We start from the raw sequence: 16,537 nt of genomic DNA on the forward strand, positions 1-16,537 counted from the left end.
CACTACATCACGGCCACTTCGCTCGTGAAGCCGGCGTCGATGTCGTCGTCGCCCATCATACCGCCAGCGATGACCAAGATGTCGCCGTCGGCGATGGGCGCTTCTTTGAGGTCGGGGTTCTCATCGGCAGGGGCGTCCTTGGGCTTGCCCACCACGGCGTAATCGTCGTTTTGAGCGTACACCGTTACCTCGACGCGCTCCATCTCTTCGGTTTCGGGATCGGTCATGACGTTGACATAGTGGGTTTCGCCATCGTCGGAGAGTAGCGCGCTCAAGGGAACCATGACGACGTTGTCGTAGCTTTCGGTGATGATGGACACATCGGCCGTCATGCCAGGCTTGAGGCGCGCGTCAGGGGCATCGATGAGGATGTCGACCGCGAAGGTGGGGGAGGAACCGTCTCCGTAGTAGGATTCGCTGCTGCCCGTGGCGATTGAGGCGATGCCCGTCACACGGCCCTCGAGCGTGAGGTCTTCGAACGCCGGGAACGTGATATCGCCCGTCTGATCGACCGCCACGCTGGCGATGTCCTCTTCGCCTACCTGCACGGTAACCTTCATCTTGGAGAGGTCAGCGATTTGGACGAGGGGGCCGTTCGAGCTGCCGCCCGCGGCGAGGTCGGAGAGATTGGCGCCGGGCTGCGCGTTCAGGGCCACGATGGAACCCGAGCAGGGTGCTTTGACCGTACGCTGGGCCGCACGCGAAACGGAGAGGTCGTAGGCCTCCTGAGCACTTTCGACCTCTGTGGTTGCCGAAAGGATGGCCGAATCCCGCTCGGAGGTGTCGTAGGCGCCTGTCGGATCACCTGTCTCCGGATCGGCGACGGGCGTTGCAGGCATCTGCTGCGCCAGCGCAAGGCTCTGCTTCGCCGCCTTTAACGCACGTTCCGCTTGGGCGACATCGCGGTCAAGTGAATTGTTCTTGATGGTGAACAGCGTGTCGCCTTCGTTGACATACTGCCCCGCGTTCACGTTGACCGTCTCGATCTGTCCGTCGATCTCGGGTGCGACGACGGTGGAGGAGAGCGGCTGCAGCGTACCGCTCGCATCGACCTGTTTGGTAAACGACCCCTGCATCGCCATGTCGGTGATCGTGTCCATGGTCGTCTCGGGCTGCTGGTTCATGAGCGAGACCGCGATGCCGCCCACCACGAGCACGCCGACCACGACGCCGGCGATGATGCCGCGGCGGATGAGCTTCTTGCGCCGACGCTCGGCGCGTTTCTTTTTGAGGGCCTCATAGGCCTCGGCGTCAGAGCCTTCAAGCGGGACATCTGCATCACCGTGCGCGTTCTGCGAAGGATTGGAAAGCGTGCTGAGTGTGGGGATGATGGGAACATCGAGCACCCGTGTGGTTTCAGGTTCGGCATCACGCGCGCTCAGGGGCGACGCCGCATGTGAGCTCGCCAATTTATCGACCGGTTGGTTATCGGGGCGGTTGGAATCTGACATGACATCTCCTTGGATTGAATCGCCGTGCGAAAGGAGCTGGTGAATGCCCGGTTTTTACGTAGGATGAGAGCGACATGGTTTGACGGTTAAATCACGTCCTCGCGCAGGGTTTGGATAATCGAGCCATGGCCCGACTTGCGCAAAGCATACCTTGTCGACAGGGCCAGTACGCCGACAACCACGCAGAAGGAAGCAATAACCCAGTCAAGTGGTAGTGAATAATCGATCTCATAGAAGGACGTGCACATCGCGCGCCAAATGAAGTACGTCACGATGGCGCCGATCGCCAGTCCGCCTACGAGACCGCGCCACGCATAGGAGCCACATTCGAAGGCAATCATGCGACGGAACGCACGCTCGCCCATACCGGCGCTCTTGAGCATGGCAAATTCGCGTCGACGCAGAATGATGGAACTCGAGAGCGTGGTGAAGACATTGCTTATGGCGATAGCTCCAGTGATAAGGAAGAAGCACCCGATAAACAGCTGGATGGTTTGGTACACGAGCAGGGAGTTGCGAGCATTTTCCGCGTTGTTGATCAAATCTATTCGTTGCCAGCCTACACCCCAGGTGTCATTGTTCAGCCCTTCGGAAATGGAGCGGTTCATCTCCTCTTCAGCGATATGGGCGTTCGTTGCGTCAAAGGAGAAGGTAAGAGCAAGCGTCGCCGCATTGGCGTCTTCCGAGCCCTTGTTGAACACGAATGGGGCGTTCGAATTGGTATCAAAGCTACTAGCGACCTCATAAGCGCTGCCTTGGGCAAGTGCGGGCAGTGCTGAGGCGGGCAGAATGACCGTAGGCCAGATAAACGTATGGTTACCAAGGCAGCTGGGCACATTGGAGAGGATTGCACCGATGGGCAGCTCATAGGTGTCGAGCGCGACATCGTTCAACGGGAGATTGGTTTCCGTGGTATCGCCGTCGTTGTAAGCGACTTGATCATACCGTGCCATTATCTTCCCGTCCTGCAGGGAGATACCGCTAAACCAGCTTCCATCCTGTGCGGCGATATGCGTATAGGCTTCGAGGGTGCCAGGCGCGTCGAATGGATTACGAGAGCCATAGCGTTTGCCATCGTTTGTTGGCATGTCATTTTGACCGATGCCCACGGGGTGATTTGCATCGCAGTAAACCGTCTTGTCGAGACCGTTATCCTCTACGATGCTCTCCCAAGACTCGTCATCTACGAACACTAAGGACGTGCGGGCGTAGATGCTTCCGTCGTCTGCGAGGAGCTGCTCGGGTATATCAGAGACGGTGCGGGCAGCTTCGCTCGTTACGTCGGTGGTACTAAAGGTGCCTGGCGTTCCCTTGGCATATAGTTCCACAGTGAAAAAATATCCACGTGGTGTGACTCCCTCGACATCTGAAAGATCCTGGTATGCAGCGGCAATTGAGGACAGGAAGGTTTGGGAGGCGTTGTCGCCTCTGGGGGTGACTGAGGCGTCCAACACGATATTGCTTGCATTGCTGTCGACGACATCGACAAGGTAACTCATGTAATGCGAGATAGATCCCGAGGCGATGAGCAGCGAAACGGATACCGCAAGCGAAGCCACCGCAACACGACCTTTGCTGCGGGCACGCGTGAGATTGCGGTGTGCGAGCCAGTCGGGTACGCCGAGCAGGCGCATGCGCAGCCTATCGAACCCGCGAGGCATGAAATCAGTTGTTTCAAGTTGTCCTGCGTGCTTGCTGTCTCTGTGGCTTTTCCCCACTACGTGCACATCACGCGTTTGGCGGATAGCTTCGACGGCCGAGACTCGGCTGGCGCGAAAGGCGGGGACAGTGGCACTGATGAATACCGTGAAAAGCGTAAGCACGATAGCGACGCCAAGTACATACGGGTTGATGGCGATGTTGAGAGTGCGGTTGGTTACGCCGAGTGTCGCACCTACGAGTTTTTCGATGCCCTCTCCTGCAATATGGAAAACGACTGAGGTGCCTATAAGGCCTGTGAGCAGACCGAGGGGGATGCTGATACATACGAGGATGAGCGCTTCGGTAAACACCGTGCGACGTATCTGACGACGGCTCGCGCCGAGGGAGGATAGCAGGCCGTATTGGCGCGTGCGTTCAGAGATCGAGATTGCAAACGAATTGTAGACAAGCGATATCGAGGCGATCATCACGACGCCAGAAAGAATGGCCGCGAGGGAATAGAGCGTGCCCCAAATATCGCGGTTATCGTTTAGGAGCTGGTAGCGCAAAAGCGTCTCGTGGCGCTCGGCAATGGTGTCGTGGATGACGCCGGTTTGCGATTGATCTGTTTGCTTGGTGTAATCGATTGCAAGCTCGTCGATGGAGGTGCGGTCGGAGAGATTGGTGCTCATAAAGGCATCGGTAGAGCGCACGGGAAGCGTGGTATCACGGCAGACAAATCCCAGGTACCCATTGGTGCTCATCCAAACACTATCCTCTTCGTAAAATCCAACGACACGGAAGCGCTGGGGTGTTTCGACGTTGCCGAGCCATTCGCCCAACTGAGACTCATCGCCCTGTAAATCGGTGTAGAGCGTTTCGCTCGCCAAAGCCGCGTGCTCGCGGTTGAGCTCGGGGTCAAGCCACAATCGCTCACCAAAAGCGAGCTCAATCTCACTGTCGATCTCAAGCTTGTCGTACCAGGTCATGCGCGGCACTGCGTCGTCTCTACCCGTTGCAGTGCGCGTTTCACCCGAGTCCCAAGCGCAATCGGATTCGAGCCGCCCTTTGAGGGATGAAGGCAGGACGATCTCGTTTTCTGTTGTTGGAACTCGCCCCTCGATGAGTTTGGGTAGAGGAAGTAACCCTTGGGTTTCTTCTTCGGTTGGCCATGCCTGGGCGTTCAAATAACGGTAATACCATGTTTCGCACTCCTCGGGAAGCAGCGCGCTGCCATAGTACGGGCGCTCATAGAGCTGCGCGACGCGACCATCGCTTTCAAGTTCCTGTAGTGCGTCGTCAGTCATGCTCTCGACTTCGATCTGCCACGACCCACTATGTTCGATGGTGGCATTGAGGAGACTCTGCATAAGTGTGGCCGCGCTGGTGAAGATAGCGGTGATGAGGGCGCAGGATAGCGTGATGCCGATGATGGAAACGACGGTGCGACTGCGGTTGAGTGCCAATGAACGGCGTGCAAAATGAGAGAAAACGCGATGCGGAAGGGCGGGGGTCGCGCGTTCGGCGGATGCGGTGGGCGGGGGAGTGAGACGTTCGGAGGACATGCTAGTTCCTCCGCTCGTCGCGCACGATGCGGCCGTCTTCGATGGCGATGACGCGGTCGGCCATGAGAGCGATGTTCTCATCGTGGGTGATGATGATGTGCGTTTGCTTGAACTGACGATTCGCCGCGCGCAACATGGACATGATCTCAGCCGAGTTCTTGGAGTCCAGGTTGCCGGTGGGCTCGTCGGCGAGCACGATGGCGGGCTCGTTCATGAGGGCGCGCCCGATTGCGACGCGCTGCTGCTGTCCTCCCGAAAGCTGGTTGGGAAGGTAGTGTTCGCGGCCCTGGAGCCCCAGTGCGCGGACAAGGCCAGAAAGGCGCTGCTCATTGACAGCACGTCCATCCATAAGGACGGGAAGCGTTATGTTTTCCACCACGTTGAGCACGGGAATAAGGTTGTAGAACTGGTAGATCAGGCCGACCTCGCGCCGGCGGAACACCGCCAGTTGCTCGTCGCTGCGTGCGAAGATGTCCTGCCCCTGGAGCTTCACCGTACCCGAAGTGGGGCGATCCACGCCGCCCATGAGGTGCATGAGGGTGGATTTGCCCGAACCCGAGCTGCCGATGATGGCGATGAATTCGCCTGCTTCGACCTCAAAGCTCACGTCATCGAGCGCCTTGACGGCAGTGGAACCCGTTCCGTACACACGGGTGAGATGCTCGACTGAAAGAATGTTCATAGCGCGGCCTTTCCATTTGTTTTCCGTCGAACATCATGATGTACGTGAGCTGTTTCTGGGCTCTTACCGTGCGATGACAGATTTGTAATCGTTGCGCATTTGCGCCCGTAATGCACAGGGTTCTTGTACACGACAATGTCTTGATGCCTCTACACCACAGTTTTGAAAAAGACGAATGTGAAAGCCGCTCCGCAGACGGATCCCGAGGAATCTTTGACGTTCTCGGCAGTGATGGTGCCACCTTGTGCGGTGACGAGACTTTTTGAAAGGGAGAGCCCGATTCCCACGCCAGCGGGATTCACCTTAGAAGATTCTTGCTCATCATGGCTTGCACGATAGAATCGTTCGAAGATATGGGGCAGATCTGCTTGCGCGATGCCCGGTCCGGTGTCTTCTATACGGATACGACAGGCCAGAACATCTTCTGTTGCCTGCACGCGTACATGACCTCCCGCGGGCGTGTATTCCATGCAGTTCTTGATGATATTCTCGAGTGCTTCGGCGCTCCAGGTGAGGTCGCCATCAAACTGTGCACCTGGCTGAACGTCCGTTTCGAATGTGATATCAGCGATATCGAACGCAACGGCGAGCGGCTCGTACGCTTTCTGTATCAACTCCTCTGCAAGTACAGGGGCTTTTACCAGCTTAATGACGCCTGCATCGATACGGGCGAGTTTGAGCAAGACAGCGATGAGGTTTTCCACGCGATATTGGAGGTTTTGTATCAGCCTCACGCGTTCGAGGATTTCCGGAGCGTCGTCTCGTTCGATAAGACGTTTACGCATGAGCTCGGTACTCAAAGCAATGGATGTAAGCGGTGTTTTTAGCTGGTGCGAAATGTCGGCTAGTGCATCGGAGAGTGCGAGCTTTTCTGTTTGAAGCTCGTCAACAGTCAGGTTGAGACGCGTGATTACCTTATCGAGTTCGCTTGCGAGGATGGCAAGTTCGCCCTCTTTCATATCGCAAAAACCAATGGAGCGTTCGCCGGCGAGCGCTGCATCGAGCTTTTCGGCCATACGCGCGAGATCGCGATAGCGTTGACGCGTGGCGTACATAAAGACCGTTACGATAAAGATGCCACTGACGAGCACGCCTGTAGCGGCAAGAAGTGTGAGCATTTCCATGTCGAGTGTGCTGATAGCGAGGACGTTATTGGCGTAAAGGGCGACGATGGTGCCCGTAGCAAATGCTCCCAGCACGCAGAGGATAACAGCAAGAATCAGCGTGCGTTTGACTTCGCGATTGCGCAGTAGCATCTCTTATCCCTTTGTTTTGTAACCCATGCCGCGCACGGTTTGGATGAGCTGAGGATGTGAGGGGTCCTCTTCCACTTTGTCACGCAGGCGTTTGATATAGACCGACAGCGTATTTTCCTCGATGTACATACCCGCACTATCCCATAAGGCCTCGCGAATCATGTCGCGCGTGATGAGCTTCTGCTGACTTGTGGCAAACAGGAGCAGTAGCCGGTATTCAAGTGCCGACAGCGTGAGTTCAACGCCATCTCGCTCTACGTAGGCACGTTCTACATCGATATGGATAGGGCCGAGGTTCACGGTGCGGCGGTTGGGTTGTGAGCGACGAATTGCCGCGGCGATGCGGGCGAGCAGCTCACGCGGACGGAAGGGCTTTGACACGTAATCGTCTGCTCCCATAGTGAGACCAGTGACGATGTTGAATTCGTCATCAGCCGCCGTAAGGAAGATAACGGGAACCTCAGGTGTGGCTTCCTTGATGGCGGCGCAAACGGCAAAACCGTTGCCGTATTTGAGGGTGACGTCAAGAAGTGCGAGCTGATAGTTGGCGTCATTCGATGTTGCAAGTTCGATGGCATGTTGCTGTGTGTCGGCGGTGTCGACCGCGTAACCCGCGCCGGCAAGCAACTCGGTGAGGGCGTCCACGATGAGCGAATCATCTTCGACCAGCAAAATACGATCAGATGAAGACATGCGTTGCGCTCCCTTACTTCGTTTTGCCCGCTGCATGGGCGTACTGCTCGATTGTAGTTCGGCCTATGTCGAAGCCCAGAGCGTAATGTGTGACAGTTTTGTAAGTGTTCGACGAGACTGCGTGAAAACACCGCTCTTTTTCAAGCTATGCACCGGAAGTCTTGTTTGGAAGTTTGAGGAGGCTAACGCTACCAGTGGACGATGACGCAGGTCCCTACGCTGATCATGTCGTAGAGCTCTGCCGCTTTAGAAGTGGGCAGGTTCACGCAGCCGTGGCTTCCGCGATAGGTGTAGGCGTTCGGGTCGGCAAACGCCGCATCCGATTGCCAATTGGCGTCATGCAGGCCCACGGCGCCACCTACGAAGGGCATCCAGTAGGCGACGGGCGTCTTGTAGTCGGGCTCGTCGTCGTGGTCCTCATCGGCGCCGATCAGCGTTACGTTGCGGGCTTTGTTGTTCAGCATGTATACGCCGCTCGGGGTGCCACGCCCCAGGTTGACGTTGCCGCTGATAACGTGGGTTTCCCAAATCACATTGTCCGAAGCATCGTAGAAACGGGCGTACTGCTCCGAAAGATCGACGTCGACATAGGCTCCCCAGTCGCGCCCGCCCGCCCCGTTAAAGGTATCTGCGGTTCTCTTGGTGGGAACCTCGAGCGTGCCGGTTTGCTTTTGTTCTACGGCGTTTTGCACGAGCGCGATAAGTTGTTCCTCGTCGGAGATCCATCCATACGTGCCGCCTTCCACCTCGACCTGTTTGCCATCAGGTCGCGTGTAGGTGCGCTTTGTTCCCACGGTATCGAGCGTATTGGTTGCCAGGTCGTGGGCCCACGTCGTGACCATCTCAGTATCGAGGGCCGGCGTGAGGTTGTCGTCAAAGGTGATCCAAGTGGCAAGCTGGGCTCCGTCGAGCGTCGCGACCGTGTTGCCGCCCATGGTGAGATCGACGTCCGTGCCGATGAGATCGTTTGCCTTGTCAAGTGCTGCCTGCAATTGCTCGTCGGTGGCATCTTCCGCAAGGGGAATGCGACAGCTTTCATCGAGCTCGACGCTTCCGGTTAAGCGGGAGAGCGCAACCAACGCCGCTTTTTCGATGGGTTCGAAGTCGAGCTGCTGATTGGCATGTGCCTGTTCAAGCGTGAACTTGTGCGCCTCGGCGTCGTAAGCGCCCACCGCGTCGAACGTGCCGGGATGTGTTGCGTTGAATTCGTCGACTGCCGCTTTGAGGCTGGTGGAAAACGCCTCGCGGTCGAAGGAATCGGGGAATTCAAGCTCGTTGACATTGATGGTATCGAGGTCTTCGGCATTGGTTGCCGCCGCTTCATCTTGATTCAAAAAAGCTTGAGTAACGCGGAACGGCCAGGTCCATGGCTCGTTGGCCTCAAGGGTTTGGTCGACGGCCGCTTGCGCGTCGAAGATGTTTGCAAGTGAATCGGGCGTATACGTCCAGGAAAAACCTTCGCCTTCGACGGTGAGTTTGTAGCTTTTCGCTGAAGCTTTTACCTGCTGCACGGCATCATCGCGAGTCATGAGGGAGACGTCCACCCCCGCGATGGTCGTGTTGGGGTAGCAAACGCTTGAGAAGGCATAGACGCCACCGCCGTAGGCAGCGATGAGTAAGGCGGCTATGACACCCAAAATGATAAGGGGCTTTTTAGGGCGACGCTCAGGTTCAAAGGAAAAGTGCGCACCTGATTCGCCGTTCTTTTTTTGCTGGGAGGTCTTCGCGTTTGCACCTGCGCCCGATGGGGCGGCATGTGCTTCCGAAATCGTTTGAGGGGCGACCGTCGTGGGCTGGTCGGCGGAAATAACGCTCACGGGTTGCTGGGAACCCGAAGCATAGGGATTGCTATCGTTTTGCGGCAAGCCGTCAGGGTTGCTCGTCATAGTCACCTCTTGGGTTTGATTACATTGGGTTTTGCCATTATAGCGCGTCGTGCGTTTTAGGGCTCCTAGGAGCACATTCCGCAACGGGCACACGCGGAAAGCGCGCTCGGGGAAGTGGCGATACCACCCTGAGCGGTTTCGCGCAGCGAGGCGGGAAGCGCATGGCCCACATCAAGCATGACGCGCGCCATTTCGTCAAAGGACACGAGGCTCTTGATGCCCGAGAGCGCGAGCTGTGCAGATGAGAAGGCGGCAGCGACGCCGATGGCGTTTCGATTTTGACAGGGGACTTCGACAAGGCCGCCTACGGGATCGCATACAAGGCCCAAAAGGTTGCCAAGGGTAATGGATGCGGCATGGAGTGCCTGTTCAGGCGTACCGCCGAGCATCTGTACGAGGGCCGCGGCAGCCATGGCGGCAGCAGAGCCGACCTCTGCTTGGCATCCACCCTCGGCACCCGCTACACAGGCGGTCGTGGAGAGCACGAGACCCACAGCGGATGCGGCGTACAACGCGCTGGCAACTTGCTCGTCCATAAGTCCGAGAGCGTCTGCAACGGCGAGGACGCAACCGGGCACCACACCTGCGGAGCCTGCGGTAGGTGCAGCCACGATGACGCCCATGGTCGCGGAACGTTCGAGGACGGCCATGGCGCGGGCCACGGCATCGGACTGAACGGCGCCCATGAGCATGGGGGAGAGGCGATCGATGGCATCGTTGACGGTCTTCGCCTCGCCGTTGAGGAAGCCGCCGAGTGAGCGCTGGGGCGTACGTATCGTGGCGGTAGTTTCGCTCCGCATGACTTCGATCACACGCTTCATCTGTATGGCGGTACGTTCGACTCCGACCATGCGCTCTTCCCGCAGGCGCATAACGCCACCGATGGTGAGTCCGTAGGAGTCACAGGCATCAAGCAGCTGAGCGCCGTCATCGAAGAGCTCAGGAACGGAGATGCCCGGCGCCAACGACGAAGCGGAACCGGGAAGTTCGATGAATGTTGCGTAATTCACCATGTCGAGTGACTGGATGGCGGGCAGCAGTCTGTCACTCGGGGTACTGTCCGTCTCAAACACGGAATATGCCTGCCCACCCGCTTCGGTGCGATAGGTGCGGCAAAACGCGATGTTCATCTTGTCGTACGCAAGTGCGGCGGTGAGGGATGCGAGCGCACCCGGCACGTCTTGATGGGCAACGAATAGGGTAGCGTAGAGTCCCGAGATTTCCACATGGACGCCGTTGATGGCGCTGATGCGCATGCGTCCACCGCCCAAGCTCTCGCCGCGGACTTCCGCAGTGGCCCCCTCGGTGTTTTCCAGGTGGATGTCAACGGTGTTGGGATGGATGAGCGGGTCGTCTCCGCCGATTTCGTAGGTGTACGTCACGCCGCGCTCCTGCGCAAGGGCAAAGGCGTCGCGAATGCGCTCATCATCGGTGTCGAGACCCAAAACGCCGCCCAAAAGCGCTCGATCGGTGCCGTGTCCGCGGTAGGTATGCGCAAAGCTGTTCCACAGGGTAAAGGTCACGTGTTTGATATCGCCTTCGAGCAGGGATGCCGCCACCTGCGCGCAACGCAGGGCACCTGCGGTATGCGAGGACGAAGGACCGACCATGACAGGTCCGAGAATCTCGAAAGCCGAGGTTGTGGCAAACGATTGCGGTTTTCCTGCCATGGCGTACTCCTTGTTTTATGCGTGGCATGACGTATCTCGCATCGTATCACGACGCGCGGACACGTTAGATGCCACGCGGTTATTGGACGACAGGAGCTGGTGCTACCTGCTTACAGGGCCATCGGACGAGCGCGGTCGAGGCGGGCAAGGCAGTCGTCGCGACCGATGAGCTCCATGGTGGCGCCAAGCGGAGGGGAGACCATGTTGCCGCACTCGGCAACGCGAACCGCACCAAAGACCAAACGTTTCTTCATATCGAGTTGCTCGGGCAGGACCTCAAGCGCCTCGTCGATTGCCTCAGCGGTCCAACCGTCGGCGGGAATCGCTTCGAGTGCCGCACGGGCAGCATCAAGAACGGCGCCCAAGCCCTCTTTGGCAAGGCCCTTCGCGACGGACTTCTCGTCGTACTCGAGCGTCTCCGCCGTGGCAAATACGGGTGCTGCGACGGTGGCTGCGTCGGCGGGCATCTTGGTGCGCGGGCGCACAATCTCGGCAAGGGCGTCGAGCCAGGCATCCTCAGCCGTAAAGTCCTCAGCGATGATGCCTGCCTCGCGTAGCTGCGGAAGCATAATCTCGTGCGCAAACGAGGCGTTGTCCATGGCATTGATGTATTCGGCGTTCATCCAGTCGAGCTTCTTGGGGTCGAAGGTCGCCGGGTTCTTGGAGATGCGCTCAAGGCTGAACTGGCTTGCCAGCACGTCGCGCGGGATCACTGTGGTCTCGCCGTCGAGCGACCAGCCCAGCAGTGCGAGGTAATTCACGAAAGCGTCGGAGAGGTAGCCCGCGTCGCGGTACTCCTCAACGGAGGTGGCGCCATGACGCTTGGAGAGCTTCTTGCCGTCGGAGCCGAGGATCATGGAAATGTGTGCGAACGTAGGGACGGGTGCGCCCAGGGCCTCGTACACCATGACCTGGCGCGGGGTGTTGGACAGGTGGTCGTCGCCGCGGATGACGTGGGTGATGCCCATGAGGGCGTCGTCGACCACGGTAGCGAAGTTGTAGGTGGGCGTGCTGTCGGAGCGGAAGATCACGAAGTCGTCCAGTTCTTTGGCATCGAAGACGACGTCGCCATGGACGGCGTCATGGATGACCACGTCGCCGCGGTCGAGCGGAACCTTGATGCGCAGGGTGTAGGGCTCGCCGGCATCCATGCGGCGTTTTGCCTCCGCAGGGTCGAGGTCACGGCAGCGACGCTGATAGCCCTGGAAGGGGTCCTTGCGGGCCTGTGCTGCCTCACGGTCGGCTGCGAGCTGCTCAGGCGTGCAGAAGCACGGATAGGCGCGACCCTCGGCGAGCAGGCGCTCGGCCGCCTCACGATACAGGTCGAGGCGCTCGGTCTGAGAGTAGGGGCCAAAGTCGCCGCCGACCTCGGGGCCCTCGTCCCAATCGAGACCCAGCCAGCGCATGGCGCGCAGGATGATCTGGGTGTTCTCGTCGGTGGAACGGGTGGGGTCGGTGTCGTCGATACGCAGGATGAAGGTGCCGCCATTGGCACGGGCGAAGGCCCAGTTGTAAATCGCGGTTCGTGCGCCGCCGATGTGCAGCTTACCGGTGGGCGAGGGTGCAAAACGAACGCGGACATTCGAGCTCATGGATGCTCCTTTTGGTCGCTTGGATAGGTGGTCGGGTCAATCGCTCAACATTATAGGATATCCGTGTTCGTGGGCGCTTCGCGTTTTACGTCCTGCCCACGCGCTACAATCTCTTACGCAACAGCCCGGCGGAATGGTAACGGTCGCCGGGCGTCTATATGAAAGGGGCATTTCATGCCAAATGATCTTCGTTCCACCATGGAACCGGCTCGCGCCACCGATTTCGGCGCAGATTCCTTCGTGTTCACCTCCGAGTCGGTTACCGAAGGCCATCCCGATAAGATGGCAGATCAAATCTCCGACGCCATTCTCGACGCTATCCTCGCTCAGGAGGCCAAGCTTGAGGCCGCGGGTTACATCGCTCCGAGCGGAACGCCTGCCAAGCTCGAAAACGTGCGCTGCGCCTGCGAGACCTTCGTGACGACGGGTACCGTCATCGTGGCGGGCGAAATTCGCACCGAGTCCTATATCGACGTGCAGAGCATCGCGCGCGAGGTCGTGCGTCGTATCGGGTATGACCGCGCCAAGTTCGGTTTTGACTGCGATACCTGCGGTGTACTCAATCTCATCCATGAGCAAAGCCCTGATATCGCGCAGGGTGTCGACGAGTCCTACGATGCGCAGGCCGGTCGCACGACCGACCCGCTCGACCTCATCGGCGCGGGCGATCAGGGCATGATGTTCGGCTATGCATCCAACGAGACGCCTACACTCATGCCCATGCCGCATTATCTCGCCAGTCGCCTGGCCGAGCGCCTGGCCGCCGTGCGTCACGACGGAACGCTCGACTACCTGCGTCCCGACGGCAAGACCCAGGTCACCGTGCGCTACGAGGGCGGACGTCCCGTGGCCGTGGAGACGATCGTGATCTCCACGCAGCACGCGCCCGAGATCGAGGACATGTCCATCATCGAGGCCGACATGCGCCAGCACGTGATCGCGCCCGTTATGGAGGCCGCGGGCATCGCTTGGGACAACGCCGAACTCTATGTGAACCCCACGGGTCGTTTCGTGGTGGGCGGTCCCATGGGCGACACGGGCCTTACGGGCCGCAAGATCATCGTCGACACCTACGGCGGCATGGGCCGTCACGGCGGCGGTGCCTTTTCGGGCAAGGACTGCACCAAGGTCGACCGTTCCGCTGCGTATGCCGCACGCTGGGTGGCCAAGAACGTGGTTGCGGCGGGCCTTGCCGAACGCTGCGAGATCGAGCTTGCCTATGCCATTGGCGTGAGCTATCCGCTTTCCATCATGGTCGACACTTTCGGCACCGCTCAGGTGAGCGAGGATGCGATTACCGAGGCGGTTAAAAAGGTATTTGACTTGCGTCCGGGCGCTATCATCCGCGACCTTGACCTGCGTCGTCCCATCTACGAGAAGACGGCCGCGTATGGTCACTTTGGCCGTGAGGATGCCGACTTTACCTGGGAGCGCACCGACCGCGTAGAGGAGCTCCGCGCTGCCTGCGGCCTGACCGCATAGGCATCGCGTAAACACCGCGAAGCAGCAAAAGGGATGTGCGCATGGCGCGTCAGGATTCGCTTTTTTCACAAGGGATGCAAACGGAATCGAGGGTGCCCGCTGGTGCGGGTGCCCCCGTTTCCTATGCGCATGCTGACGCAGTTGAGGCTGATTCCCGTTTGGGCGATGTTGCAGACGCGCCTGTTTCCTACGCCGCTGTGGTGCTCGACATTCCCGCACGTACGCTGTCCGAGCCGTTTGCCTATGCCGTGCCACTGGAACTGTGCGAGTCCTGCTGTGTGGGCGCAACGGTGCTCGTTCCTTTTGGGCATCGCGTTGAAGCGGGCTATGTTATCGCCCGAGCTCATGAACTCTCGGGTCTTCCGGGGACGGAGGGTCTTTCAGCGAGTCGTGTAAAGGCCGTACAGCAAGTCCTGGCTGATGCCGCGTTTTCAACGGTGTCCGTTGAGGTCGCGTTTTGGATGAGCCGTGAGTACGTGGCACCAGTTTCCGAGTGCTTGCGTTTGTTCTTGCCTCCCGGCGGCGGTTCTCGTGTGATTCGTCATGAGGACGGAACGTATTCCGTTGAGCAACCTACTGTCACAGCTTCAACGGCACGCTGGGTCTCGCTCACAGACGAGGGGCGCACTTATGAACCAGCTGGTAATGCCCATCGTCAGCGTCAGCTTATGGATGCCTTGTCGTGCGGTCCGGTTACCACGCGCGAGCTCAATATGCTCAATGGAGATATGTCCGCTGCGGTTCGTGCGCTCGAAAAGAAGGGCGTTGTGTCCGTTGAGGAGCGTCGTGCATGGCGTACCTGCGATGTGGCGACCACGCTTTCATCAGCATGTGGAACTGCTCCGGCGCATCTGACGGAGGGACAGCGCAATGCGCTCGATGCCATCGAACAGGCATCTGAACGCGGAGTCGGCGACGTCGTCGTGGTCGATGGCGTGACCGGCTCGGGTAAGACCGAGGTGTACCTCGCGTCGATTGAACGCGTGCTTGCTCAAGGCAAGTCGGCCTGCGTGCTGGTACCCGAGATTTCCCTGACTGCGCAGACGGTCGGGCGTTTTCGTTCTCGCTTCGGCGATGCGGTTGCGGTATTCCACTCGCGTCTTTCGGCAGGCGAGCGCTTGGATCAATGGGATATGGTGCGTTCCGGAGCCGCCCGCGTGGTGGTGGGTGCGCGCTCGGCGTTGTTCTGTCCGTTTGGCAGCCTGGGACTCATCGTAATCGATGAGGAACATGAGCAAAGCTACAAGCAGGGGAGCAGTCCGCGTTATCACGCGCGCGAAGTCGCCGCCGAGATGGCGCGCCGCTATGGATGTCCGTTGGTGCTTGGTTCCGCTACTCCTTCCGCTGAGGCGCTTGCCCGCAGCGCCGCGGGCACGTTTCGCGGCCAAGCCTGGACGCGCGTGGAAATGCCCGAGCGTCCTCAAGGTGCCACGTTGCCGCATGTCACCGTCGCTGATTTGCGTCACGAATTTGTGTCCGGACAACGCGGTATCTTTTCAAAGCCATTATTCGATGCGCTCATGGGCGTAGTCCAGCGTCGCGAGAAGGCTGTGCTGTTGCACAACCGTCGCGGGTTTGCCAACTTTCTCATGTGCCGTGAATGTGGTTGCGTACCAACGTGCAAGCATTGTTCCACAGCACTTACGTACCACGAACGCACCCATGAACTCGTGTGTCACACGTGCGGTTCTCGGTATCGCGTACGTGCCTATCCAGCTTTGGGCAGTGCTTGCCCGCGGTGCGGAAGCCGCTACCTTGCCAAGATGGGTCTAGGCACGCAGCAGGTCGAGGATGCGCTTCGTGAGATTTTGCCGCCCGATGTCGCAGTGATTCGCATGGATGCGGATACCACGGGCAAGAAGGGCGCGCATCAGCGCCTGCTCGAGGAGTTCGATGCGGCGGAGTGCGCGGTGTTGTTGGGCACGCAGATGATTGCCAAGGGTCTCGATTTTCCCGAGGTTACGCTGGTGGGTGTGGTCAATGCGGACTATGCGCTCAAGATGCCCGACTTCCGTGCGGGCGAGCGTGCGTTTGACCTGTTGGAGCAGGTTGCGGGCCGTGCGGGACGTGGCGACAAGCCCGGTGAGGTCATTATCCAAACATATCTGCCCGATGATCCGGTGATCCGCGCTGTTGCCCAGCATAATCGGTCGATTTTTACCGAGCACGATCAGGCGCAGCGCCTCGATGCACTGTATCCGCCGTTTGTGCGCTTGGTCAACGTGCTGGTTTGGGGATATGACGAACGTGCGACGCGCACTTATATCGAGCGATTTGCCCATGAGTTGCGTGCGCTGCTGGGTGTACCGGAGTTTGATTTGCATGCCGACGACACGGAGGCCGCGCAGACAATCGATAATCGTACGGCATGTGTCGCGGAGCTTGACGTCGTGCAGGTCATGGGCCCCATGAGCTGCGTTATCGAGCGCGCCAAGGATCGGTATCGCTTCCATGTCACCATAAAGGCGTCTTACGATTATCCCATCTCACCTGCAATCTCCGCCGCGCTCGACCATGTGGGAACACAGCGTGGAGTGAGCGTTTCGGTCGATGTCGATGCGTACGATATGATGTGAGATGCGCGGCGCGCTTTCGGTCGTTGCCGTCGGTTTGTAGAAT

10 protein-coding genes are annotated in these 16,537 nt (G+C 59.0%); 2 read left to right on the plus strand and 8 right to left on the minus strand.

Features of this window, described 5'->3' with window-relative positions; genetic code table 11:
• Window positions 1-2: 2 nt before the first annotated feature.
• The 8 genes from C1711_RS00915 to gltX form a co-directional block, all read right to left on the minus strand.
• Window positions 3-1,451, minus strand: a complete 1,449-nt coding sequence (locus tag C1711_RS00915) for an efflux RND transporter periplasmic adaptor subunit (RefSeq protein ID WP_102337379.1) — start codon at window positions 1,449-1,451, stop codon at window positions 3-5.
• Window positions 1,452-1,537: 86 nt separating this feature from the next.
• Entirely contained in the window at window positions 1,538-4,657 is a 3,120-nt protein-coding gene (locus tag C1711_RS00920) for an ABC transporter permease (protein WP_159060019.1), read from the minus strand.
• A 1-nt stretch (window position 4,658) separates the two neighbouring features.
• Window positions 4,659-5,339 carry an ABC transporter ATP-binding protein gene (locus tag C1711_RS00925; protein WP_102337381.1) on the minus strand — a complete coding sequence of 227 codons (681 nt, stop codon included), beginning with the start codon at window positions 5,337-5,339 and terminating at the stop codon, window positions 4,659-4,661.
• A 149-nt stretch (window positions 5,340-5,488) separates the two neighbouring features.
• A complete protein-coding gene (locus C1711_RS00930) occupies window positions 5,489-6,595 on the minus strand; it encodes a sensor histidine kinase (RefSeq protein ID WP_102337382.1) in 1,107 nt (368 codons plus the stop codon).
• A gap of 3 nt (window positions 6,596-6,598) precedes the next feature.
• On the minus strand, window positions 6,599-7,288 hold the full coding sequence (locus C1711_RS00935; protein ID WP_102337383.1) for a response regulator transcription factor: 690 nt from the start codon (window positions 7,286-7,288) through the stop codon (window positions 6,599-6,601).
• 188 nt (window positions 7,289-7,476) lie between these two features.
• Window positions 7,477-9,174, minus strand: coding sequence for a L,D-transpeptidase family protein (locus C1711_RS00940; RefSeq protein WP_102337384.1), 1,698 nt, complete (start codon window positions 9,172-9,174; stop codon window positions 7,477-7,479).
• Window positions 9,175-9,239: 65 nt separating this feature from the next.
• Entirely contained in the window at window positions 9,240-10,844 is a 1,605-nt protein-coding gene (gene sdaAA / locus C1711_RS00945; RefSeq protein ID WP_102337385.1) for an L-serine ammonia-lyase, iron-sulfur-dependent, subunit alpha, read from the minus strand.
• A 110-nt stretch (window positions 10,845-10,954) separates the two neighbouring features.
• The gene (gene gltX / locus C1711_RS00950; RefSeq protein WP_102337386.1) at window positions 10,955-12,436 is read right to left on the minus strand and encodes a glutamate--tRNA ligase; all 1,482 of its coding nucleotides are present in this window, start codon (window positions 12,434-12,436) and stop codon (window positions 10,955-10,957) included.
• 174 nt (window positions 12,437-12,610) lie between these two features.
• Between gltX and metK the strand changes: the two genes are divergently transcribed.
• Both metK and priA read left to right on the plus strand, forming a co-directional pair.
• Entirely contained in the window at window positions 12,611-13,918 is a 1,308-nt protein-coding gene (metK, locus tag C1711_RS00955) for a methionine adenosyltransferase (RefSeq protein ID WP_102337387.1), read from the plus strand.
• Between the two features lie 41 nt (window positions 13,919-13,959).
• Window positions 13,960-16,494, plus strand: coding sequence for a replication restart helicase PriA (gene priA, locus C1711_RS00960; RefSeq protein WP_407641516.1), 2,535 nt, complete (start codon window positions 13,960-13,962; stop codon window positions 16,492-16,494).
• The last annotated feature ends 43 nt before the right edge of the window (window positions 16,495-16,537 follow it).

The sequence above is a fragment of the Collinsella provencensis genome, assembly GCF_900199705.1.
In the GTDB taxonomy this organism is placed as follows: domain Bacteria; phylum Actinomycetota; class Coriobacteriia; order Coriobacteriales; family Coriobacteriaceae; genus Collinsella; species Collinsella provencensis.

Bases quoted from the DNA above. Each gene is read 5' to 3' on its own strand.
- C1711_RS00915 (WP_102337379.1), bottom strand. From the start codon at position 1,451: ATGTCAGATTCCAACCGCCCCGATAACCAACCGGTCGATAAATTGGCG.
- C1711_RS00920 (WP_159060019.1), bottom strand. From the start codon at position 4,657: ATGTCCTCCGAACGTCTCACTCCCCCGCCCACCGCATCCGCCGAACGC.
- C1711_RS00925 (WP_102337381.1), bottom strand. From the start codon at position 5,339: ATGAACATTCTTTCAGTCGAGCATCTCACCCGTGTGTACGGAACGGGT.
- C1711_RS00930 (WP_102337382.1), bottom strand. From the start codon at position 6,595: ATGCTACTGCGCAATCGCGAAGTCAAACGCACGCTGATTCTTGCTGTT.
- C1711_RS00935 (WP_102337383.1), bottom strand. From the start codon at position 7,288: ATGTCTTCATCTGATCGTATTTTGCTGGTCGAAGATGATTCGCTCATC.
- C1711_RS00940 (WP_102337384.1), bottom strand. From the start codon at position 9,174: ATGACGAGCAACCCTGACGGCTTGCCGCAAAACGATAGCAATCCCTAT.
- sdaAA (WP_102337385.1), bottom strand. From the start codon at position 10,844: ATGGCAGGAAAACCGCAATCGTTTGCCACAACCTCGGCTTTCGAGATT.
- gltX (WP_102337386.1), bottom strand. From the start codon at position 12,436: ATGAGCTCGAATGTCCGCGTTCGTTTTGCACCCTCGCCCACCGGTAAG.
- metK (WP_102337387.1), top strand. From the start codon at position 12,611: ATGCCAAATGATCTTCGTTCCACCATGGAACCGGCTCGCGCCACCGAT.
- priA (WP_407641516.1), top strand. From the start codon at position 13,960: ATGGCGCGTCAGGATTCGCTTTTTTCACAAGGGATGCAAACGGAATCG.